Annotated in this window: 20 protein-coding genes and 1 pseudogene; all 21 read left to right on the top strand. The window is 54.6% G+C overall.

Going from position 1 to position 23706, the window contains the following annotated elements; translation table 11 throughout:
• Positions 1–72: 72 nt before the first annotated feature.
• Positions 73–1149 carry an S-methyl-5-thioribose-1-phosphate isomerase gene (gene mtnA, locus AACY44_RS00860; RefSeq protein ID WP_339456482.1) on the top strand — a complete coding sequence of 359 codons (1077 nt, stop codon included), beginning with the start codon at positions 73–75 and terminating at the stop codon, positions 1147–1149.
• Between the two features lie 424 nt (positions 1150–1573).
• Positions 1574–4243 carry a DNA gyrase subunit A gene (gyrA, locus tag AACY44_RS00865; RefSeq protein ID WP_339414824.1) on the top strand — a complete coding sequence of 890 codons (2670 nt, stop codon included), beginning with the start codon at positions 1574–1576 and terminating at the stop codon, positions 4241–4243.
• A gap of 231 nt (positions 4244–4474) precedes the next feature.
• Complete coding sequence (gene serC, locus AACY44_RS00870; protein ID WP_339414823.1) at positions 4475–5560, top strand: 3-phosphoserine/phosphohydroxythreonine transaminase; 1086 nt, start codon at positions 4475–4477, stop codon at positions 5558–5560.
• Positions 5560–6654 (top strand): prephenate dehydratase, encoded by a 1095-nt coding sequence (pheA, locus tag AACY44_RS00875; protein WP_339414822.1) that lies wholly within the window; start codon positions 5560–5562, stop codon positions 6652–6654. The genes serC and pheA overlap by 1 nt, the downstream gene beginning before the upstream one ends.
• Positions 6655–6663: 9 nt before the next feature.
• Positions 6664–7776, top strand: a complete 1113-nt coding sequence (hisC, locus tag AACY44_RS00880; RefSeq protein ID WP_339414821.1) for a histidinol-phosphate transaminase — start codon at positions 6664–6666, stop codon at positions 7774–7776.
• A gap of 28 nt (positions 7777–7804) precedes the next feature.
• A complete protein-coding gene (locus AACY44_RS00885) occupies positions 7805–10015 on the top strand; it encodes a bifunctional prephenate dehydrogenase/3-phosphoshikimate 1-carboxyvinyltransferase (protein ID WP_339529730.1) in 2211 nt (736 codons plus the stop codon).
• Entirely contained in the window at positions 10012–10701 is a 690-nt protein-coding gene (cmk, locus tag AACY44_RS00890; RefSeq protein WP_012722932.1) for a (d)CMP kinase, read from the top strand. The genes AACY44_RS00885 and cmk overlap by 4 nt, the downstream gene beginning before the upstream one ends.
• Before the next feature lie 119 nt (positions 10702–10820).
• A complete protein-coding gene (gene rpsA, locus AACY44_RS00895) occupies positions 10821–12512 on the top strand; it encodes a 30S ribosomal protein S1 (protein WP_012722933.1) in 1692 nt (563 codons plus the stop codon).
• Positions 12513–12671: 159 nt separating this feature from the next.
• Positions 12672–12956 (top strand): hypothetical protein, encoded by a 285-nt coding sequence (locus AACY44_RS00900; RefSeq protein WP_339497164.1) that lies wholly within the window; start codon positions 12672–12674, stop codon positions 12954–12956.
• A 132-nt stretch (positions 12957–13088) separates the two neighbouring features.
• Positions 13089–13385, top strand: coding sequence for an integration host factor subunit beta (gene ihfB / locus AACY44_RS00905; RefSeq protein WP_003189779.1), 297 nt, complete (start codon positions 13089–13091; stop codon positions 13383–13385).
• 24 nt (positions 13386–13409) lie between these two features.
• A complete protein-coding gene (locus AACY44_RS00910) occupies positions 13410–13652 on the top strand; it encodes a lipopolysaccharide assembly protein LapA domain-containing protein (protein ID WP_339529636.1) in 243 nt (80 codons plus the stop codon).
• Between the two features lie 1064 nt (positions 13653–14716).
• Positions 14717–15610, top strand: a complete 894-nt coding sequence (gene rfbA / locus AACY44_RS00915) for a glucose-1-phosphate thymidylyltransferase RfbA (RefSeq protein ID WP_339415044.1) — start codon at positions 14717–14719, stop codon at positions 15608–15610.
• Positions 15607–16155 (top strand): annotated as a pseudogene (rfbC, locus tag AACY44_RS00920) (dTDP-4-dehydrorhamnose 3,5-epimerase); the annotation flags it as partial. The gene rfbA and the pseudogene rfbC, both read left to right, overlap by 4 nt.
• Positions 16156–16191: 36 nt before the next feature.
• Positions 16192–16587, top strand: coding sequence for a sugar 3,4-ketoisomerase (locus AACY44_RS00925; RefSeq protein WP_339428413.1), 396 nt, complete (start codon positions 16192–16194; stop codon positions 16585–16587).
• Positions 16574–17248, top strand: coding sequence for an acetyltransferase (locus AACY44_RS00930; RefSeq protein ID WP_307386122.1), 675 nt, complete (start codon positions 16574–16576; stop codon positions 17246–17248). The genes AACY44_RS00925 and AACY44_RS00930 overlap by 14 nt, the downstream gene beginning before the upstream one ends.
• Before the next feature lie 11 nt (positions 17249–17259).
• Complete coding sequence (locus tag AACY44_RS00935; RefSeq protein ID WP_339529638.1) at positions 17260–18177, top strand: hypothetical protein; 918 nt, start codon at positions 17260–17262, stop codon at positions 18175–18177.
• A gap of 92 nt (positions 18178–18269) precedes the next feature.
• Complete coding sequence (locus tag AACY44_RS00940; RefSeq protein ID WP_339428409.1) at positions 18270–19109, top strand: GNAT family N-acetyltransferase; 840 nt, start codon at positions 18270–18272, stop codon at positions 19107–19109.
• Positions 19106–20206: a DegT/DnrJ/EryC1/StrS family aminotransferase gene (locus tag AACY44_RS00945; protein ID WP_339414816.1), complete on the top strand. Its 1101-nt coding sequence runs from the start codon at positions 19106–19108 to the stop codon at positions 20204–20206. Before AACY44_RS00940 ends, AACY44_RS00945 begins: the two co-directional genes overlap by 4 nt.
• A gap of 83 nt (positions 20207–20289) precedes the next feature.
• Positions 20290–21543, top strand: a complete 1254-nt coding sequence (locus AACY44_RS00950; RefSeq protein ID WP_339414815.1) for an O-antigen translocase — start codon at positions 20290–20292, stop codon at positions 21541–21543.
• Positions 21540–22502, top strand: a complete 963-nt coding sequence (locus AACY44_RS00955) for a glycosyltransferase (protein ID WP_339428411.1) — start codon at positions 21540–21542, stop codon at positions 22500–22502. Before AACY44_RS00950 ends, AACY44_RS00955 begins: the two co-directional genes overlap by 4 nt.
• Positions 22503–22520: 18 nt before the next feature.
• Positions 22521–23666: an O-antigen polymerase gene (locus AACY44_RS00960; RefSeq protein ID WP_339414813.1), complete on the top strand. Its 1146-nt coding sequence runs from the start codon at positions 22521–22523 to the stop codon at positions 23664–23666.
• Positions 23667–23706: the final 40 nt, after the last annotated feature.

Below are 23706 nucleotides of genomic sequence, written 5' to 3' on the forward strand. Positions count from 1 at the left end.
GAAGTATACCCGAGCGTCCTGGCTGGCGGATCGCTATAATCGGCGGCTTTGTTCATGAGTGCGGAGTAAGGGATGCGCGATCGACTGTTGGCAGCGGAGAAAGTGAAGGCCATCGATTGGCGTGATGGCGCGCTGTACCTGCTCGACCAGCGTGCCTTGCCGTCCCGGGAAAGCTGGGTGGCCTGCGTTACGGTCGATGAGGTGGCTGCAGCCATTCGTTCGATGGTGGTACGCGGTGCGCCGGCTATTGGTATCAGTGCTGCGTATGGCTTGGTGCTGGCGGCCCGCGAGCGGATCGCCGAAGGCGGTGATTGGCAGGCCGCATGGGAAGAAGACTACGCATTGTTAGCCGATACCCGATCGACCGCGTCGAATCTGTTCTGGGCACTGAAGCGCATGCGCGACCGCCTGGACCGCGTCAAGAAGCACGCCGATCCGCTGGCGGTGCTGGAAGCCGAGGCGATTGCGATCCACGAAAGCGACCGCGAAGCCAACCTGACAATGGCCCAACTGGGCGTTGAGCTGATCCGCAAGCACCAGGGCAATGCCCAGGCAATCCTCACCCATGGCAACGCTGGCGCCCTGGCGACCGGTGGTGTCGGTACGGCCCTTGGCGTGATTCGTGCGGCCTATCTGGAAGGCATGGTCGAACAGGTTTACGCCAATGAAACCCGGCCCTGGCTGCAAGGCTCGCGCCTGACCGCCTGGGAACTGGCGGGCGAGGGCATCCCGGTGACGGTGAATGCCGACTCGGCCGGTGCACATATCCTGAAGACCAAAGGCGTGACCTGGGTAATCGTCGGTGCCGACTGCATCGCCGCCAATGGTGATGTGATCGGCAAGATCGGCACCTACCAGCTGGCGGTGTGCGCGATGCATCATGGCGTGCGTTTTATGGTGGTGGCGCCGAGTTCGACGCTGGACAGGATGATGGCCACTGGCGATGACGTTGCGCTGGAAGAGCGTGATGCGGGTGAGCTGCTGGAAGTTGCGGGCCAGCGTTTCGCGGCCGATGTGACAGCTTATAACCCGGTGTTTGATGTGACGCCGGCTGATTTGATCGATGTGATCGTGACCGAGAAAGGCGTCGTTGAGCGGCCGGATACGGCCAAATTGGCCAGGTTGATGTGCCGTAAGCGGTTGCATTGAGGGCTTTGGCGCCTGTCCGATTGCTATCGCAGGCAAGCCAGCTCCCACCTTGGATAATGGTCACAGATCTACGTGTGGGAGCTGGCTTGCCTGCGATTGGCCATTTAAGTCAATAAAATCCTTGGATCCACGCTCGAAAAATAGCACCACCCCACTTCTGAGCCCCTCTCGTCCCCCTCAAGCCTGTCATCCGTCAACTTACTATGCTCCATGCGCATCAGGGGGATAGGTGCGTGGCGGCGATTGTGATAACATCCGGCGGTTTCCAGGGCTGCCCCAAGGGGTGGCCTATAACGTGCAGATCCGTGTCATAACTCGTTGATTTGTCGTAAGTCGTTGTCAGGCACTCTGCCGGCAGCGGCGAGCTTCGTTCGTCCCATATGGATGTGACGAGGTTTCACCCGAAAAAGGAATCAGGCTTCTCATGGGCGAACTGGCCAAAGAAATCCTCCCGGTCAATATCGAAGACGAGCTGAAACAGTCCTACCTCGACTACGCGATGAGCGTAATTGTCGGTCGGGCACTGCCTGATGCGCGCGATGGCTTGAAGCCCGTGCACCGGCGTGTGCTGTTCGCGATGAGCGAGCTGGGTAACGACTGGAACAAGCCGTACAAGAAATCTGCCCGTGTTGTCGGTGACGTGATCGGTAAGTATCACCCTCACGGCGACACTGCGGTGTACGACACCATCGTTCGGATGGCCCAGCCGTTTTCCCTGCGCTACCTGCTGGTAGACGGCCAGGGTAACTTCGGTTCGGTCGACGGCGACAACGCCGCGGCCATGCGATACACCGAAGTGCGCATGACCAAGCTGGCGCACGAGCTGCTGGCCGACCTGCATAAAGAAACCGTGGACTGGGTGCCGAACTACGACGGCACCGAAATGATCCCGGCGGTCATGCCAACCCGTATTCCCAACCTGCTGGTCAACGGTTCCAGCGGTATTGCCGTGGGCATGGCCACCAACATCCCGCCGCACAACCTCGGTGAAGTCATCGACGGTTGCCTGGCGCTTATCGACAACCCTGAGTTGACCGTCGATGAGCTGATGCAATACATCCCCGGTCCGGACTTCCCGACCGCCGCGATCATTAACGGTCGTGCCGGCATCATCGAAGCCTACCGCACCGGTCGCGGCCGCATTTACATGCGCGCCCGCTCGATGATCGAAGACATCGACAAAGTCGGTGGCCGCCAGCAGATCGTCATCACCGAACTCCCGTACCAGCTGAACAAGGCGCGTCTGATCGAGAAGATCGCCGAGCTGGTTAAAGAGAAGAAGCTTGAAGGCATCACCGAGCTGCGCGACGAGTCCGACAAAGACGGTATGCGCGTAGTGATCGAGCTGCGTCGTGGCGAAGTGCCTGAGGTGATCCTCAACAACCTTTACGCCCAGACCCAGCTGCAAAGCGTATTTGGTATCAACGTAGTTGCACTGATCGACGGTCGCCCGCGCATCCTGAACCTCAAGGATCTGCTGGAAGCGTTTGTCCGTCACCGCCGCGAAGTCGTTACCCGCCGTACCGTATTCGAACTGCGCAAGGCCCGCGAGCGCGGCCACATCCTGGAAGGCCAGGCTGTTGCGCTGTCGAACATCGACCCGGTCATCGCCCTGATCAAAGCCTCGCCGACCCCGTCGGAAGCTAAAGAAGCACTGATCAAGATGCCGTGGGAATCCAGCGCCGTAGTGGCGATGGTTGAGCGCGCCGGCGCCGATTCGTGCCGCCCTGAGACCCTGGACCCGCAATACGGTCTGCGCGACGGCAAGTATTTCCTGTCGCCGGAACAGGCCCAGGCCATCCTCGAACTGCGCCTGCACCGCCTGACCGGTCTGGAGCACGAGAAGCTGCTGGCCGAGTACCAGGAGATTCTCAACCAGATCGGCGAGCTGATCCGCATCCTCAACAGCGCCGTGCGCCTGATGGAAGTGATCCGCGAAGAGCTGGAAGTGATCCGCGCCGAATACGGTGATGTGCGCCGCACCGAGATCCTCGATGCGCGCCTCGACCTGACCCTGGGTGACATGATCCCGGAAGAAGAGCGCGTCGTGACCATCTCCCACAGTGGCTACGCCAAAACCCAGCCATTGGCTGCGTACCAGGCCCAGCGTCGTGGTGGTAAAGGTAAGTCGGCTACCGGCGTCAAGGATGAGGACTACATCGCTCACCTGCTGGTCGCCAACAGTCACACCACGCTGTTGCTGTTCTCCAGCAAGGGCAAAGTGTACTGGCTGAAAACCTACGAAATTCCGGAAGCCTCCCGCGCCGCCCGTGGTCGCCCACTGGTCAACCTGCTGCCGCTGGACAGTGATGAATACATCAGCACCATGCTGCCGGTCGAGGAATACACCGAAGGTCACTTCATCTTCATGGCGACCGCCAAGGGCACCGTGAAGAAGACCCCGCTGGAATCCTTCAGCCGTCAACGCAGCGTGGGCCTGATCGCCCTGGAGCTGGATGAAGGCGACGTACTGATCTCCGCGGCCATCACCGATGGTGAGCGTGAAGTCATGCTGTTCTCCGACGGCGGTAAAGTAACGCGCTTCAAGGAATCCGACGTTCGCGCCATGGGCCGTACCGCTCGCGGTGTGCGCGGCATGCGCCTGCCGGAAGGGCAGAAGCTGATTTCGATGCTGATCCCGGAAGAAGGCAGCCAGATCCTCACCGCTTCCGAGCGTGGTTATGGCAAGCGTACCGCTATCAGCGAGTTCCCGGAGTACAAGCGTGGCGGCCAAGGCGTGATTGCCATGGTCAGCAACGACCGCAACGGCCGTCTGGTCGGCGCAGTCCAGGTGCTCGATGGCGAGGAAATCATGCTGATTTCCGACCAGGGCACCCTGGTACGTACCCGTGTGGCTGAAGTGTCGAGCCTGGGCCGTAACACCCAGGGCGTGACCTTGATCAAGTTGGCCAAGGACGAAAAACTGGTCGGCCTGGAGCGTGTCCAGGAACCGTCGGAAGTGGAAGGCGAAGAGCTGGAAGGCGACGAGCTTGAAGGTGAAGGCTTCGATGGCGAGGTGATCGCAGCCGGCGATGACAACGTCGACGAGCCAACCCTCGATGCAGCCGCAGACGAAGAAGAGCCGCAGGAATAAGCGGACACACAGGGGGCGGATGAAGATTCGCCCCCTTGTTGTTTGTCCGGATGGAAATGTTGATACCCAAGCAGATTCCTTGTGGGAGCGGGCTTGCTCGCGAAGGCGGACTGACATTCACTACAAATGTCGGCTGTTAGATCGCTTTCGCGAGCAAGCCCGCTCCCACATTGGATCGGGTGTCGCCTGATATGTTTGCGTGACTACCACCAGATCAGAGTGAGATTGGATGTGAGCAAGAGAGCCTATAACTTCTGTGCCGGTCCCGCGGCGCTTCCTGAAGCAGTCCTGCAGCGTGCGCAGGGTGAACTCCTCGACTGGCATGGAAAAGGCCTCTCCGTGATGGAAATGAGCCATCGCAGCGATGAGTTCGTGTCCATCGCCACCAAGGCCGAGCAGGACCTGCGCGACTTGCTGGGCATCCCATCCGACTACAAAGTGCTGTTCCTGCAAGGCGGCGCCAGCCAGCAATTCGCCCAGATCCCGCTGAACCTGCTGCCGGAAGGCGGCACGGCCGACTATATCGACACCGGTATCTGGGGCCAGAAGGCGATTGAAGAGGCCTCGCGTTACGGTCACGTCAATGTGGCGGGCACCGCCAAGCCCTACGACTACTTCGCGATTCCCGGTCAGAACGAGTGGAAGCTGTCGAAGGACGCTGCCTACGTGCACTACGTGCAGAACGAGACCATCGGCGGCCTGGAGTTCGACTGGGTGCCGGAAGTGGGTGACGTGCCGCTGGTGTGCGACATGTCTTCGGACATCCTCTCGCGCCCGATCGATGTGTCCAAGTACGGCATGATCTACGCCGGCGCGCAAAAGAACATCGGCCCGAGCGGCATCGTGGTCAACATCATCCGCGAAGACCTGCTCGGCCGTGCCCGTTCGCTGTGCCCGACCATGCTCAACTACAAGGTCGCGGCGGATAATGGCTCGATGTACAACACCCCGCCAGCGTTCGCCTGGTACCTGTCGGGCCTGGTTTTCGAATGGCTGAAAGAGCAGGGCGGTGTGGCTGCCATGGGCAAGCGCAACGAAGAGAAGAAGCGCACCCTGTACGACTTCATCGACGCCAGCGGCCTCTACAGCAACCCGATCAACCTCACTGATCGCTCGTGGATGAACGTGCCGTTCCGCCTGGCGGACGACCGTCTGGACAAACCGTTCCTGGCCGGTGCCGACGAGCGCGGCCTGCTGAACCTCAAGGGCCACCGTTCGGTCGGTGGCATGCGCGCCTCCATCTACAACGCTGTCGACATCAACGCGATCAACGCGCTGGTTGCCTACATGGCAGCGTTCGAAAAGGAACACGGCTAATGTCTGAGCAAGAACTCAAGGCCCTGCGTGTACGCATTGACAGCCTGGACGAGAAAGTCCTGGAGCTGATCAGTGAGCGCGCGCGGTGCGCGCAGGAAGTGGCACGGGTGAAAATGGCGTCCCTGGCAGAAGGCGAAGTGCCGGTGTTCTACCGGCCTGAGCGTGAAGCCCAGGTGCTCAAGCGTGTGATGGAGCGCAACAAGGGCCCGTTGGGCAATGAAGAGATGGCGCGGTTGTTCCGTGAAATCATGTCGTCATGCCTGGCGCTGGAGCAACCGCTGAAAGTGGCGTACCTCGGCCCGGAAGGCACCTTCACGCAAGCGGCGGCCATGAAACACTTCGGCCACGCGGTGATCAGCAAGCCGATGGCTGCGATCGACGAAGTGTTCCGTGAAGTGGCGGCCGGTGCGGTGAATTTTGGCGTGGTCCCGGTGGAAAACTCCACCGAAGGCGCGGTCAACCACACCCTGGACAGCTTCCTCGAGCACGACATGGTGATCTGCGGCGAAGTCGAGCTGCGTATCCACCACCATCTGCTGGTGGGCGAGAGCACCAAGACCGACAGTATCAGCCGCATCTATTCTCACGCCCAGTCCCTGGCGCAGTGCCGCAAGTGGCTGGACGCGCATTACCCGAATGTTGAGCGCGTGGCAGTCTCCAGCAATGCCGAAGCCGCCAAGCGGGTCAAGGGTGAGTGGAACTCGGCGGCCATCGCCGGTGATATGGCGGCGGGCCTGTATGGCCTGATGCGCCTGGCCGAAAAAATCGAGGACCGCCCGGACAACTCCACGCGTTTCCTGATGATTGGCAGCCAGGAAGTGCCGCCGACCGGCGACGACAAGACCTCGATCATCGTCTCCATGAGCAACAAGCCCGGCGCGCTGCATGAGCTGCTGGTGCCGTTCCACGACAACGGGATTGACCTGACGCGCATCGAGACTCGTCCTTCGCGCAGCGGTAAATGGACTTACGTGTTCTTTATCGACTTCATCGGCCATCACCGCGACCCACTGGTCAAGGGCGTGCTCGAGAAAATCAGTCAGGAAGCCGTGGCACTCAAGGTGCTGGGCTCTTACCCGAAAGCGGTTTTGTGAGGCGTTAACATGAGTGGCAACTTTCTCGCCCTGGCTCAGCCGGGCGTGCAACAACTGTCGCCTTACGTTCCGGGCAAGCCTGTGGACGAGTTGGCGCGTGAGTTGAATCTGGATCCTTCCAAAATCGTCAAATTGGCGAGTAACGAAAATCCGCTGGGCCCGGGCCCTAACGTGCTCGCGGCGATTCGCGAAGAGCTGGCCGAGCTGACGCGTTATCCCGACGGCAATGGCTTTGCTCTGAAGTCGCTGCTGGCGCAGAAGTGCCGCGTCGAGCTGAACCAGGTGACGTTGGGCAACGGTTCCAATGACATTCTCGAGCTGGTCGGCCGTGCCTACCTGGCGCCTGGCCTGAATGCGGTGTTCAGCGAGCACGCGTTCGCGGTGTATCCAATTGTCACGCAGGCTGTTGGCGCGGATGCGCGCATCATTCCTGCGAAGGACTGGGGCCACGACCTGCCGGCCATGTTGGCGGCCATCGACGCCCAGACCCGCGTGGTGTTTATTGCCAACCCGAACAACCCGACCGGTACCTGGTTTGATGCTCAAGCGCTGAACGACTTCCTGCAAGACGTGCCTGAGCACGTACTGGTGGTGCTGGACGAAGCCTACATCGAATACGCCGAAGGCAGCGACTTGCCGGACGGCCTGGACTTCCTGGCGGCCTACCCGAACCTGCTGGTATCGCGCACGTTCTCCAAGGCCTATGGCCTGGCGTCGTTGCGGGTCGGCTACGGTCTGTCCACTGCGGTGGTTGCCGATGTGCTGAACCGCGTACGCCAGCCGTTCAACGTCAACAGCCTCGCGCTGGCCGCGGCCTGTGCGGCGGTTAAGGATACCGAGTACCTGGAAGAGAGCCGTCGCGTCAACGAAAGCGGCATGCTGCAATTGCAGGCAGGCTTTCGTGAGATGGGCCTGGGCTGGATTCCGTCCAAGGGCAACTTCATCTGTGTCGACCTTGGCCAAGTGGCTGCCCCGGTGTTCCAGGGTTTGTTGCGCGAAGGCGTGATCGTGCGTCCGGTGGCCAACTACGGCATGCCGAATCACCTGCGTATCACCATCGGTTTGCCGGCTGAAAACAGCCGCTTCCTGGACGCGCTGGCCAAGGTTCTGGCCCGTGGTTGATGTCACCGCATTGCAACCTGCTGTGCCTATGATCGGTCGCCTGGTGGTGGTCGGTCTGGGCTTGATCGGCGGCTCCTTCGCCAAAGGCCTGCGTGAAAGCGGGCTGTGTGGCGAAGTAGTCGGTGTGGACCTTGACCCCAAATCGCGTCAGTTGGCGGTTGAGTTGGGGGTGGTGGATCGCTGTGAAGCGGACCTGGCGCTTGCGTGCCGCGGCGCTGACGTGATCCAGCTCGCGGTGCCAATCCTGGCCATGGAGAAATTGCTCGGTGTGTTGGCCGGCATGGACCTTGGTCAGGCGATCCTGACGGACGTCGGCAGTGCCAAGGGCAATGTGGTGCGTGCGGCGCAACAGGCGTTTGGCGGCATGCCGGCGCGGTTCGTGCCGGGCCATCCGATTGCCGGTTCCGAGCAGAGTGGGGTAGAGGCGTCGAATGCGCAGCTGTTCCGTCGCCACAAAGTCATCCTCACACCGCTGAAGCAAACCGACCCCGCTGCATTGGCGGTGGTGGATCGTCTGTGGCGTGAGTTGGGCGCGGATGTCGAGCACATGCAGGTTGAGCGTCACGACGAGGTGCTGGCGGCGACCAGTCACTTGCCGCATTTGTTGGCATTTGGCCTGGTGGACTCCCTGGCCAAGCGCAACGAGAACCTCGAGATATTCCGTTATGCCGCCGGCGGCTTCCGTGACTTCACGCGGATTGCCGGCAGCGACCCGGTGATGTGGCACGACATCTTCCTTGCCAATCGCGAAGCGGTGTTGCGCACCCTGGACACCTTCCGCAGTGACCTCGACGCCTTGCGTGATGCGGTCGACGCGGGGGACGGCCATCAATTATTGGGCGTGTTCACCCGTGCACGGGTGGCGCGTGAGCATTTCAGCAAGATCCTGGCTCGCCGGGCCTATATGGAAACCGCTGTGAGCGCTGATGAACTGACCTTTCTCGCCAACCCGGGCGGCCGCTTGAGCGGAAGCATTCGGGTGCCGGGCGACAAGTCGATCTCCCATCGGTCGATCATGCTCGGTTCGTTGGCTGAAGGTGTGACCGAGGTCGAGGGTTTTCTCGAGGGCGAAGACGCCCTGGCGACCTTGCAGGCGTTTCGCGACATGGGCGTGGTGATTGAAGGCCCGCACCATGGGCGTGTGATCATTCATGGCGTGGGTTTACATGGCTTGAAGCCGGCGCCGGGGTCGATTTACCTCGGTAACTCTGGCACCTCCATGCGCCTGCTGTCCGGCTTGCTGGCAGCGCAGCGCTTTGACAGCGTGCTGACGGGCGACGCGTCCCTGTCCAAGCGCCCGATGAGTCGCGTGGCCAAGCCGCTGCGGGAAATGGGCGCGGTGATCGAGACTGGGCCGGAAGGGCGTCCGCCGCTGACCATCCGTGGTGGCCAGTCGTTGAAGGGCGTGGCGTATGACATGCCGATGGCCAGCGCCCAGGTCAAATCCTGCCTGTTGTTGGCGGGTTTGTATGCCGAGGGCAAGACCGCGGTGACCGAGCCGGCACCGACCCGTGACCACACCGAACGTATGTTGCGCGGCTTTGGTTATCCGGTGGCGGTGCAGGGCGCGACGGCTTCGGTTGAGTCGGGGCATTCGTTGACGGCTACCCATATAGAAGTGCCGGGGGATATCTCTTCTTCTGCGTTCTTCCTAGTGGCTGCGTCGATTGCCGAGGGCTCCGAGTTGTTGCTGGAGCATGTCGGTGTCAATCCGACGCGTACCGGCGTGATCGACATCCTGCGGCTGATGGGCGCAGATATCACGTTGGAAAACCAGCGCGAAGTCGGCGGTGAGCCTGTCGCGGACCTGCGGGTGCGCGCGGCGGCGCTGAAGGGGATCGAGATTCCCGACGCGCTGGTGCCGTTGGCAATCGATGAGTTTCCGGTGCTGTTCGTCGCGGCGGCCTGTGCCGAGGGGCGCACGGTGTTGCGCGGGGCTGAGGAGCTGCGCGTGAAGGAGTCTGACCGTATCCAGGTGATGGCCGATGGTCTATTGGCGCTGGGGGTGAAGTGTGAACCGACCCCCGATGGGATTATCATTGACGGTGGCCTGATGGGGGGGGGCGAAGTGCATGCCCATGGCGATCACCGGATTGCCATGGCGTTCAGTGTGGCTTCCCTAAGGGCGGCGGCGCCGATTCGTATCCGCGACTGCGCCAATGTTGCTACGTCTTTTCCGAATTTTCTTACACTGTGTGCCCAAGTCGGCATCCGTGTTGCCCAAGAGGCTCAATTGTGAATATCAAAGCACCGGTGATTACCATCGACGGGCCAAGCGGTTCGGGCAAAGGCACGATAGCCGGCATCCTGGCCAAGCGCCTGGGTTGGTGCCTGCTGGATTCCGGCGCGCTTTACCGCCTGTTGGCGTTTGCCGCTCGCAACCATGGCGTCGACCTGACCAACGAAGAATCCCTGAAGCTGCTGGCCGCACATTTGGATGTGCAGTTCGTCGGCGCGACGGAAGGTCATCCCCAGCGCATCATCCTCGAAGGCGATGATGTGACCGATGATCTGCGCAACGAACAAGTCGGCTCCTGGGCGTCCCAGGTCGCCGCGCTGCCTGCGGTGCGTGACGCTCTGCTGCAGCGTCAGCGGGCGTTTCAGGAACCGCCGGGCCTGGTGGCCGATGGCCGCGACATGGGCACCGTGGTATTTCCAGAGGCGCCGTTAAAGATTTTCCTGACCGCCAGTGCCGAGGAGCGGGCTCGCCGCCGTTACTTGCAGTTGAAGGGCAAAGTCGATGGTGTTAGTCTGTCGAGTCTGCTAGATGAGATCCGTGCACGCGATGAGCGTGATACCCAGCGCGCAGTAGCCCCGCTAAAGCCGGCGGCTGATGCCATACAGCTGGATTCCACGGAGTTGTCCATCGAGCAGGTGCTGGAACGCATCATGAGCGAGATCGCTATTCGCGATATCGCCGGGTGACCAAGAAGGCCGCAGGGGACCAGTCATAGTCCTGTGGTGCTTCTTTTAATTGAAACTGACCCACACCGTCTGGGGTGTGGAGATGGGCGTATTCTTCGCCCTTATCAACAGGAATTAAAATGAGCGAAAGCTTTGCGGAACTCTTTGAAGAAAGCCTAAAAACCCTGAACCTTCAGGCAGGCTCCATCATCACCGGTGTTATCGTTGATATCGATTACCAAGCTCGCTGGGTAACCGTTCACGCTGGTCTGAAGTCTGAAGCTCTGATCCCGCTGGAACAGTTCTACAACGATGCTGGCGATCTGACAATCAATGTCGGTGACGAAGTTCACGTTGCTCTGGATTCGGTTGAAGACGGTTTCGGTGAAACCAAGCTGTCCCGTGAAAAAGCCAAGCGCGCTGAATGCTGGATTGTTCTCGAAGCAGCCTTCGCAGCTGAAGAAGTGGTCAAGGGCGTTATCAACGGTAAGGTTAAAGGCGGCTTCACTGTCGACGTTAACGGCATCCGTGCGTTCCTGCCAGGTTCTTTGGTCGACGTTCGTCCTGTGCGCGACACCACGCACCTGGAAGGCAAAGAACTCGAATTCAAGGTCATCAAACTCGACCAGAAACGCAACAACGTTGTCGTTTCCCGTCGCAGCGTCCTGGAAGCAGAGAACTCCGCCGAGCGTGAAGCTCTGCTGGAATCCCTGCAGGAAGGCCAACAAGTCAAAGGTATCGTCAAGAACCTCACCGATTACGGCGCATTCGTCGATCTGGGTGGCGTCGATGGCCTGCTGCACATTACCGACATGGCTTGGAAGCGTATCAAGCATCCTTCCGAAATCGTCAACGTTGGCGACGAGATCGATGTCAAGGTTCTGAAATACGATCGCGAACGCAACCGTGTTTCCCTGGGCCTGAAGCAACTGGGTGAAGATCCATGGGTCGCTATCAAAGCCCGTTACCCAGAAAGCACTCGCGTTACCGCGCGTGTTACCAACCTGACCGACTACGGCTGCTTCGCTGAGCTGGAAGAAGGCGTGGAAGGCCTGGTACACGTTTCCGAAATGGACTGGACCAACAAAAACATCCACCCTTCGAAAGTCGTACAAGTCGGCGACGAAGTGGAAGTTATGGTTCTGGACATCGACGAAGAGCGTCGTCGTATCTCCCTCGGCATCAAGCAGTGCAAATCTAACCCATGGGAAGATTTCTCTGGCCAGTTCAACAAGGGCGATAAAATCTCCGGCACCATCAAGTCGATCACCGATTTCGGTATCTTCATTGGTCTGGACGGCGGCATCGACGGCCTGGTTCACCTGTCCGACATCTCCTGGAACGAAGTGGGCGAAGAAGCTGTTCGTCGTTTCAAGAAGGGCGACGAGCTGGACACCGTTATCCTGTCGGTTGACCCAGAGCGCGAGCGCATCTCCCTGGGCATCAAGCAACTGGAAAGCGACCCGTTCTCTGAATACGTTCAGGACAACGACAAAGGCGCAATCGTTAAAGGCATCGTGAAAGAAGTTGACGCTAAAGGCGCCATCATCACTCTGGCCGACGATATCGAAGCGACTCTGAAAGCCTCCGAAATCAGCCGTGATCGCGTTGAAGACGCGCGCAACGTTCTGAAAGAAGGCCAGGAAGTAGAAGCCAAGATCATCAGCGTTGACCGCAAGAGCCGCGTAATCCAGCTCTCCATCAAGTCGAAAGACGATGCTGAAGAGAAAGAAGCCATCCAAAGCTTGAAAGACAAGCCTTCGGATAGCATCGCTGCTGGTCCTACCACTCTGGGCGACCTGTTGCGTGCACAAATGGAAAAACAGAACTAAGTTCTGTCAGACCCTAGAAAAAGGGCGACTTCGGTCGCCCTTTTTTGCGCCTGAAATTCGTTGAATCAACACCGAGAACCAAGATGCACAGCTCAGTGTCAGAACTGACTATAGTCTTAAAAAAACAGTTCTCGCGTTGTTGCTTCAATAAGGATTTGAATGAACAGGCTTATCGTACTAACCGCAGTGTTGGTACTTGCGGGCTGCTCCACCACCAGCGCCAAGACCCACGCCAAGCGAGGTGTCAGCGGCATCGAGATCGATTGCTCGGGCCTGGGCAACAACTGGAGCAAGTGCGACAAACGCGCGGCCAGAGAGTGCAAGATGCAGGGTTACAAGGTCATCACCAAGTCCAGTGACGCCACGGACGAAGAGGGCGACTATCCATTCGGCTGGAACCCCGCCGGCGCGGTAACGCGGACGATGTTGGTGATCTGCAATTGAGTGCGAGGTCCATCCGCAACAGGTGTTTATTCAGTCCACAGATAAGTTTATGCATGGGCTGTTCAAATTCATCAAGTCATGCTAAAACCTTCGAAGCGCTTTTCCTAGCTGCTTGAAAAAGAAGGGAAAAATATGACGAAGTCGGAGTTGATCGAACGAATTGTCACCCATCAAGGGCTGCTCTCATCCAAGGATGTCGAGCTGGCTATCAAGACCATGCTCGAGCAAATGTCCCAGTGCCTGGCGACGGGTGATCGGATTGAGATTCGTGGGTTTGGGAGTTTTTCGCTGCACTACCGCGCGCCGCGGGTAGGGCGGAATCCTAAGACCGGGCAGTCTGTGAGTCTCGACGGCAAGTTCGTTCCTCACTTCAAACCGGGCAAAGAGTTGCGTGACCGGGTGAACGAAGAAGAGGAAGAAGGCGTCTGAGTGTTTTTGGGGTAGGAGAATGTTATGCGTGGGGTTAAGCGCGTTGTCGTGGTGCTGACGGCGCTGGTAGTGGCATTGGTGGTTTTAACATTTGTGCTGGAAAACCAGCAGGGTGTGTCTCTTTCGTTCCTGGGCTTGGCTACAGGGCAGATGCCTGTGTCGGTGTTTATGGTTGTGGCTTTGATAGTTGGGATGTTGGTAGGGCCGCTGTTGGGTGTGTTGGTGCGTAAGCGACGTCAAAGTCCGATTCCTGCCGCGCGCGTCTAGCGTCTACTGCTGCTTGATGTGCCGAGGTTCGGTGTTCGATGTTGGGGCGCCGTCTTCAGATAATTTTGTCGCACAGCCCCTTCACTGCTGTGCTGCGTCGCAATGACGCGGCTCAAATTTTCGGCAATCCTGGCAGAGTCATCGAGCGATATCTGGCTTATTCAGAATTTCCTTTACTTTTTTTCTCCTTGAAAGGCCTCGCTAAGATTTTTCATTCGAGGGCAAGCTAAGCGCACTTTGTTGGAGTTGCGAAAACGGCAAGGAGACCAAGATTGTCTCTTTGGTCAGTCGGACCCGTCAGCAACCTTGCTCATGCTCTACGTTGGGCAATCCAGATTCCGGCAGTGCGAAGTGCGACGAGGCCAATAACTAGCAAGTTTCTAGTTCTTTCTGGGCGTTGATGCTCTGCAGATCGAAGAAGGCACTTGTAAAGTGCAAATCGGATGTTCCCACCGACGGCCGTATCGCTCAGATTTTTTTGGTAGACTTTAGGGTGATGGCCATGTGTATTTATCTCGCCAAGCGCTTTTTAATCGGGCAGAAGCGAGTTTCATTCTGAGAGCGCCTGTATCAGTAGATGGATCCGTTGGACATTACCCGCCTACTTCCAATCTGGCAATGTTCAGTCAATAAATTTAGGGCTTGCAAGTCCTGGCTTGCAGAGCGACGGAGACTTAGGCTACGGAATTTTCTTTCGCGGATTGATCCTGTGTAAAGTGATGTGGTACTCAATTCCCGAAATTGATCAACGGTATGCGGTTTCTCAAGAATCAATTCTTAAAGAGGTAGGCCTGAAAAAGCTGTGTAAAGCCTCGGATTTCCCGGACTCGTGGTTTCCTCCTTTTTGTGAAAAGTGACATCTCAGTTTGCAGCTTCGCTGGGTTGGTGCTCGTTTTGTCGTCGATGATTTGACCCGCTCTGGACTGTGGAGCGAACGCCGATACTCAATGCACAGAAGCCAGTCATTGAACTTATGCAGCAATACCGAGAAACTACAGCGAATTTATGCGCATGGCCAGTGGGTTATGGGGCGCAATTTGGATATTTTAGGAAGTAGCAAAGATATGACGGACATCAAACGCAAAGGAATTATCCTCGCTGGCGGCTCAGGCACACGCTTGTACCCACTCACGCTAGGCGTATCGAAGCAGATGCTGCCTGTCTTCGATAAGCCGATGATTTTCTATCCGCTGTCTGTGCTGATGCTTGCCGGAATGCGGGAAATTCTGATCATTTCCACGCCTGATGATCTACCCGGTTTCAAAAAACTGCTTGGCGACGGCCGTCAATACGGTATTCAGTTGAGTTACGCCGAACAACCCAGCCCTGACGGTCTTGCTCAGGCGTTCCTGATTGGCGAGGAATTTATTGGCAACGATCCATGTTGCTTGGTCCTCGGGGATAATATTTTCTATGGTCAGCGTTTTTCGGATAATTTGAAGTCGGCGATGGCTCAGCAAGCAGGCGCGACGATCTTTGGGTATCACGTTTCCGATCCAGAGCGTTTCGGAGTGGTTGAGTTCGATGCAGAAGGTGTGGCCCTGAGCATCGAAGAAAAGCCAAAAGTGCCCAAGTCAAACTATGCAGTGACCGGATTGTATTTTTACGATAATCGTGTGGTGGATATTGCCAAGGGCATTAAGCCATCATCGCGTGGCGAGCTTGAGATCACCGACGTGAATCAGGCCTATCTGAACGATAAATCACTGACTGTGGAAATGCTTGGACGTGGCTTTGCATGGTTAGATACTGGCACCCATGAGTCACTGTTAGAGGCGAGCCAGTTTGTTCACACCATTGAGAATCGCCAAGGTCTTAAAGTTGCCTGTCTGGAAGAAGTTGCATTCTGCAACGGATGGATTAGCCGAGAGCAGATGGCCACTCAGGCGGAAAAATTGAAAAAGACCAGTTACGGTCAGTACCTAAAAATGCTTTTGGAAGAGGCGTCAGGCGAATGAAGTTAATACAAGCATCAATACCTGACGTTGTAATCATCGAGCCGAAAGTATTCAGCGATGACCGCGGCTGGTTTTTAGAGAGCTTCAATGAAGCAGTGTTTCACGACGCCCTGAAGGCGAGAGGGCTTCCAGTGCCTCGCGCGTTCGTTCAAGACAATCACTCTTGCTCTAAAAAGGGTGTGATTCGAGGTCTCCACTACCAACTGCCGCCCCATGCTCAAGGTAAGCTCGTACGGGTAACTCGTGGCTCTGCGTATGACGTTGTGGTGGATATACGCGCAGAATCACCCACGTTCGGACAATGGACAGGCGTGGAACTCAGCGCGGTCAATCAGCGAATACTTTGGATTCCCGAGGGTTTTGCGCATGGCTTCGTTGCCCTTGAAGACGAAACGCATTTTCTCTACAAAACCACAGATGTCTATGATCAGGCATCCGAAAGAAGCATTCGCTGGGATGACCCCGCAATTGGAATCACCTGGCCTGAACTGCCGGGCTCCCTAGTCAGCGCGAAAGATGCAGCTGCCCCTTTACTGGCAAATGCAAGTCGCCATTCGGAGTTTTTGCTTGGAGCAAAGGAGTTGGTTGACCTTCGCGTGATCGGTGATGAGCGTGGAAGCCTGATTGCGCTGGAGCAGGGGCAGAACATACCGTTTGCCATCAAGCGTGCTTATTACATATTTGGCACCCAGCCGGATGTCAGTCGTGGGTTCCACGCACACCGTCGCTTGGAACAAATGGCGATTTGTGTTTCCGGCAGCTGTAAAATGATCATTGACGATGGTGAGACCAGAGAGACCGTGCTGCTCGATTCAAGCACCAAGGCGCTAATTATCAGGAATATGCTTTGGCGTGAAATGCATGAATTTAGTCCGGATTGTGTTTTGCTGGTTTTCGCCAGCGAACACTTCAATGAATCCGACTACATCCGAAGTTATGACCAATTTATAAGGGAAGTCAAAAATGGAAAAGCATAAGAAATTAGTAATTGTTGGCGCGGGCGAGTTGGCGATGATCGCTTACGAATATTTTACCTATGATTCTGCTTACGAAGTTTTCGGCTTTGCTGTTGAACGTGAGTATTTAGATATTCAAAGCCTCTATGATTTGCCGATTGTTGCCCTTGAAGATATACGAGCGCATTTCCCCTGCGCCGAGTATGAAGTCTTTGTTGCTATTCCTGCCTCGCAGCTAAATCGCCTGCGAACTAGGCTGTATCACTCGGTAAAGGAAATGGGTTACACCTGCGCAACTTATATCAGTTCCCGCGCATTTGTTTGGCGGAACGCAGTAATTGGTGAGAATTGTTTTATATTTGAAGATAATACCGTACAGCCTTTTGTTGAGATAGGTAATAACGTGATTCTTTGGAGTGGTAATCACATCGGTCACCGTTCTGTTATCGAAGATAACTGTTTCCTTTCCTCCCATGTTGTAGTGTCTGGCTATTGCCGTATCGGAAATTCGTCGTTTCTAGGTGTCAATGCTACGCTAAATGACCATATTACTGTCGCTCGCGATTGTATTGTTGCCTCGGGGTCTCTGGTGTCGAAAAGCTTAAAGGAGCCTGAGCGTATCTATTACGGAGCTCCCGCCAAAGAGATGCCCAGGAAAAGTTCGCTCTCGGTTAAGTTGTGAAGGCGCCGACTATGAAATGGAATAAATTAGGTCACGTATTTTCGCAGTCAGGTATTGACGATTGGAAAAGTAACTCGGCACTGACACCAATGCCCATCCTTCTCAACGAAGATGTCATACGCATCTACGCCGGTTTTCGAGACAAAGAGGGCATCAGCAGAATAGGCTACGTTGACGTATGCGCCAACGACCCCACCCTAGTCTTAGGCGTATCCGAACAGCCTGTTCTCGACCGCGGACGCGACGGCTGCTTTGACGACAATGGTGTGATCATGGGAGATATCGTCAGGGTTGGCGATATCTTGCGCATGTATTACGTCGGCTTCCAATTGGTCAAGCGCGCCAAGTTTCTAGCGTTCACCGGTTTGGCAGAAAGCAGCGACGGTGGGAATACTTTCCAGCGTGTTTCAGAAGCCCCGGTAATGGACCGCGCACACGGGGGTACGACTATCCGCGCGATCCACTCGGTTTTATTCGAGGACGGCGTATGGAAGGCTTGGTACGCGGTTGGTGATTCCTGGGAGTTGATCAAAGGTAAGTATTTCCCAAATTACAATATCTGGTATACCGAATCGGCTGATGGTGTTGTATTCGATCGACCTGGAATAAAGTGCATTGATGTGGAAGGCGACGAATACCGCATTGGTCGTCCATCGGTGTATAAAAATAATAATGTCTACTACATGTTTTACACCAAAGGTAGTACCTCCGGAGAGGACTATTTCCCAGGTGTCGCCATCTCCACGGATGGCAAGAGCTGGACGCGCTGCGATGCGGAGTTCGGTTTAACGCTGTCCCCAGAAGGATTCGACTCGATCCACCTCTGCTACCCACGACTGGTTAATGCCAGCGGCAAGATATTCTGCTTCTATAACGGCAATAATATGGGCGCGGAAGGTTTTGGTGTCGCGGAGTTAGTTGAATGGTAGTTTGCGAGTTTTACTCGACAGAGAAGAAAGAGATCTGGAATCGGTTTATTGCAGAGGCCAAGACACCTCTGTTCATGTTTAAAAGAGACTTCATGGAGTATCACGCCGATCGATTCGTCGATGCTTCGATTATGTTTTATGAAGACGATACGCTAATCGCGGTCATGCCGGCATCGCAGAAAGCAGATACGCTGTCCAGCCATGGTGGCCTTACCTATGGTGGCTTGGTGCTGTCACAGAAAGTCAAAGCCAGAGCCGTGCTTGACTGCTTTGAAGCCCTGAAAGGATTCTGCGCGCAATATGGGTTTGAAAAGCTTATTTATAAGGCCGTCCCCTATATCTTTGCTCGTCATGGGGCTCAGGAAGATCTGTATGGGTTATTTCGCGTAGACGCACGGCTGAGTCGCCGAGATCTATCGAGTGTTATCTATCTCAAAGACAGGATGAAGTTGTCCAAGGGCAGGAAGTGGCTAATCGCTCGCGCGAAGAAAAATAACTTGGTAGCCGCGCCGTCTACCGATTTGGAGGGGTTCCTCGGGCTGCTCAGTGGTGTACTGGAAAAGCACGATGCAGTACCTGTCCATACCGCGCCGGAGCTGATTCACCTGTCGTCGCTGTTCCCTGACCAGATTTCTTTAATGGCAGTAGTGCATGAAGAAAAAATGCTCGCTGGTGCGCTGCTTTTCAAATTTGAAAATGTCGTTCACACCCAATATCTTGCGACCAGTGAAGAGGGTAAAGATCTTGGCGCGCTGGATTGCCTAATCGAATTCTGTATTCAGAAAAGCCAATCAGATGGGTTCGAATATTTTAGTTTCGGTATATCTACAGAAGATCAGGGACAATATCTTAACACTGGCCTTTTAGCACAAAAAGAGAGCTTCGGTGCTCGGGGAATGACCATCGACTCTTATGAGGTTTTATTAAAATGATTGACTTTCTTAGTTTGAAGAAAATTAACGACGTGTATTCCGAAGAGCTGAAGGCGGCCTGCTCGCGGGTGATCGATTCGGGCTGGTATGTCGGGGGTAATGAGCTGTCAAGTTTTGAGCAAGAATTCGCCGATTATTGCGGCGCAAAATATTGCGTCGGAGTAGCGAACGGCCTTGATGCATTGACGCTGACACTACGGGCTTGGAAAGAAATGGGCAAGCTGTCTGAGGGCGATGAAGTGATCGTTCCAGCCAATACGTATATCGCCAGTATTCTGGCGATAACGGAGAACCGCCTGACCCCAATATTGGTAGAGCCTGACGAAGCCAGTTTCAATCTGCCGCCCGAGGGTGTGAAACGCGCTATAACCCCGCGTACCAAAGTTATACTGGCTGTGCACCTTTACGGCCAGTTGGCAGAGATGCCTAAACTGTGCGCTATTGCTCAAGAGCATGGTTTGCTGGTGCTTGAAGATTCGGCGCAATCCCATGGCGCGAGTATTGATGGGCGTCGGGCAGGGAATTGGGGAGATGCCTCGGGTTTCAGCTTCTATCCCGGTAAAAATCTGGGGGCGCTTGGAGACGGCGGGGCCATGACGACCAATGATGGCGAACTGGCCTCCGTGGTCCGAGCGCTGGGTAACTATGGCAGTTACAAAAAATACGAAAACCAGTATAAGGGAGTGAATAGCCGTCTTGACGAGATCCAGGCTGCTATGCTCAGGACGAAACTGCGGTATCTCGATCATGAGGTCAGTGTGCGACGCGAATTGGCCAACCGTTACATTCAGGGTGTGACCAATAGCGAACTGCAAATGCCCGTGGCCGCTCGGTACGAACAACATGTTTGGCACCTGTTTGTTGTGAAGAGCCCCAAGCGTGATGCACTGAAGGCTCACTTGTATAAAAACGGCATTCATACACTCATCCATTACCCGATACCTGCTCACCGTCAACAAGCCTATAGAGAGCTCTCCATTTGCCAACTCCCCATCACCGAAGCCATTCATCAGCAGGTACTGAGTTTGCCACTCAGCACGGCGACATCCCCTGAAGAGGTTGATCGTGTCATTGAAAGTCTAAATCAGTTTTCTTGAGTAAGTTTTTTGGCCGGATGCATGAGTGGCTATTCAGGCGAATTATCCGGTTGTTGGCTACATGGTGATAGATTGAGTAAAATTTGAATATACTACGCACAGGAGTAATAACTTCCGTCGCCACGCTTGCGAGGTTACTCTCGGGGTTTCTGGTGATGAAGTTGGTCGCAGTTCTGGCTGGCCCCGAGGGTGTCGCTCAGTTGGGTCAATTTATGAGTCTGACGGCGCTGCTTGTGGTATTCGCAGGCGGGGGCGTAGGGTCGGGGGTTGTTAAGTATCTAGCGGAATATCGCGATCAAGATAATTATGTAAAAGTGTTGTTGAATTCAGCGTTCTGCTTTTCGATGATATCTTCGCTGATTATGTGTGTGACCGTACTGTGCCTGAGTGAGCAGATTACTATATGGCTGCTGGGGGATCTTCGCTATCAAAGCCTGATCGTAGTGCTGGCGTTTGCACAGGTCTTTGTCGCGCTGCATAATTTGATCATCGCGATCGTCAATGGAATGATGGACGTAAAACGTCTTGCCGGCATTCATGTGGGCGGCGCAGTCGTGGGGGTTCTGGCACCTTTGATACTGGGCTATTTTTATCAGTTGTATGGAGTGTTGCTTGCATTCTTGCTTGCGCAAGCCAGTCTACTGATAATTAGCCTTGTATTCTATTATAAGAGTGCATACTTTAATTTTAACTACTTCAAGTGTTCGCTGGATAAGGAGATTCTAAAAAAGCTTTCCTACTATTCATTGATGACATTGACGTCAGCGCTGTTAGCGCCTTTATTGCAGATTTTGGTGAGAAACATCTTGGCAGATAGATTTACTTGGGAACAGGTTGGCTATTGGCAGGCAGTCAGCAAGGTGTCTGAAGCCTATTTGCTGTTCGTGACGATGGCTATCAGCGTCTACTATCTTCCAAAGCTTTCTTCTATCACCGAGAAAAAACTATTCGTTGATGAAATAAAAACCGCTTATAAATATCTAATCCCTGTCGTCAGTGTGCTGGCGCTGGGTATTTATTGCTTTCGAGACCTGATTACATGGATCCTGTTCTCTGACGAGTTCACTGGGTCCCTCTATCTCTATGCGCCCCAGTTAATAGGTGATGTGATCAAGGTCGCCTCTTTCATTTTGTCGTTCATTATGCTGGCCAAAGCAATGACTAGAACATTCCTGATTTCTGAAATTTTTTTTGGGATGACCTATGTTGCTGGCGTTTATTTCCTTACTCCAATATTTGGCTTGATTGGCGCGATGTATGCATTTGTCTTGAACTATCTATTTTATTTTATCTTTACGGTGTATGTGGCAGGCCGTTTTATTAGAGGTATGAAATGAAAAAAGTTAGCGTGATGATGCCTACTTATAATGCAGAGCGCTATGTGGCGGCAGCGTTGGACTCTATCTTGAACCAAGATTACGACAATATCCAAGTTGTTGTCTGTGACGATGCGTCGCAAGATAAAACGGCAGAGATTATTTCTACTTATTGCTTGCGTTATCCGGAAAAAATAACAGCTGTTATTAATACGGAAAATCTGGGTGTCACTCTCAACTGCAACAAGGCACTTGGTCTTTGCGAGGGTGAGTATATATCACTGTTTGCTGGCGACGATCTTATGTTGCCGGGTAAAATCAGCAAGCAAGTAGCCGTCATGGATTGCTTGCCTGACGTAGTGCTGACTTATCACCCTGTAGAGATCTTCGACTCAGAAACCAACAGGACTATTTTTACAACCAATCAGCACGCTCGTGAGGATGTCTACTCCACCGAGGATTTACTGCTCAAGGGCGGGATTCCCGGGGGCTGCTCAATCATGATCCGTCGCGATGCGCTGCCTAAAGGTCTTTACGACGCTCGGCTCAAGACAGTCAGCGACTGGCTGTTTTTCCTTGAAGTTTCCATGGGTGGGCGTTTGTATAAAATCGATGAAGTTTTGGCGCGATATCGCAAGCACGCGGGCGGTGCAAGCATGCAGACCTATGATCTTCTGGAGGAATCGCTTCTGGCGCTTGATTATTTCGCTGAGAAGTTTGGTCAGGGTCCGCACTTGAAAGCCTTGATTGCGCGGGCGAAGGCACGTTACATCGCGGGGGAGAGCTTCCGTCAGCTAAAACTTGATCCCACACTGGCGCTCTCGCTTGCTTCCCGTGCTATGGGGCACGCGCCCAAGGCGCCTACCTATATAGGGCTGTATGCGGTCGCTTGGGCAAATCGATACGTGCCTGGTGGGAATGCAATAATCAGACTCTCAGGCGGTCGTCTCAAATACCTCATCAAACGCGTCATGGGCTAATATGGGAGTCATTATCTGATGGGTAATCCTGTATTTGTCTTTTGCTCGGTATGGGGAGGCGTATTACTGCTGTACTGTCTGGGGGCTACCACCAATCTGGTCCCGATCAATGCGGTCGGACTGACGCTTATTATAATGAATATGATGAGCATGCTCTTAATCTATATGATTCTGGGCAGGCCTTCTCGCAAGCCAGACGCCGAAACATTTAGCAGGTATCAGGCCGGCGTGCGGGGTTACCTTAAGACGCTGTTTTGGATATGGCTGGTGGGGACTTGTTTCGAAGTCTATGTGCAGCGTGGTTTTCCGCTGTACTGGAACTACGTCGGGGATGGGCGATTGTATACCGATTTCGGTATTCCGTCTTTTCACGGAATAATGAATGCAATGTATTTGCAGGTCGTGACGGCGCTGGCGTATTTATATTTTGTACGACCCAGGTTCCGCATTGTGATTTTTATTCTATTGCTGCTCTGCTGGCCAGTCATGATGCTTGGACGTGGCATTCTCTTGAGTGCGATTATACAAGTGGTGGGTGTGTTTTTCCTGATGCGCACCCTCAGTTTTAGAGTGATTGTAACTCTGATTGTGTCTGCAATAGCGGCGATTTTCCTGTTCGGTTATGTGGGTGATCTACGACAGGTATTGAACCCGTTTTCTTATCTGGTCAGTAAAGACTACGAGTGGTTTTTCTCCGCGTTGCCCAGTGGCTTCCTGTGGTTCTATGTTTATCTTACATCAGGCATGAGCAATCTATTCTATAATGTTGATACGTTGCAGCCTGCTTATAGTTTTGGCTACTCCTTCTACAATCTGATTCCCAGCGCACTCAAAGTCTGGTTTGGTTTTGACCAGCGGAGCGATTTGTTTGTATTTGTAGACGGAAATTTAAACGCAGCGACTTTCTACTCTGGATTCGTCTCCGATTTTGGTCCTGTAGGCGCTTTTTTCATCGTCTCCTTTATTCAGTTTTGTTGTTGTTTTATCTATGGTGTTGCGCGTAAAGGCCGGCCTTGGGGGATCTTTGCTTATGCCGTAGCCTTGCAGGTTCTCATTTTTTCAATATTTTATGATATGTTTTTTCTCTTGCCGATTTTATTTCAATTCGTACTGGCGATGATTTTTTGCTTCATCTACAGGGCATTCAATCGTAGAAGATTTTAGTTAGAATGAGCACATAGCTCTCTCGTTAAATAATAGGAGT

It is taken from the genome of Pseudomonas sp. RA_15y_Pfl1_P11 (assembly GCF_963970975.1).
In the GTDB taxonomy this organism is placed as follows: Bacteria; Pseudomonadota; Gammaproteobacteria; order Pseudomonadales; family Pseudomonadaceae; genus Aquipseudomonas; species Aquipseudomonas tritici.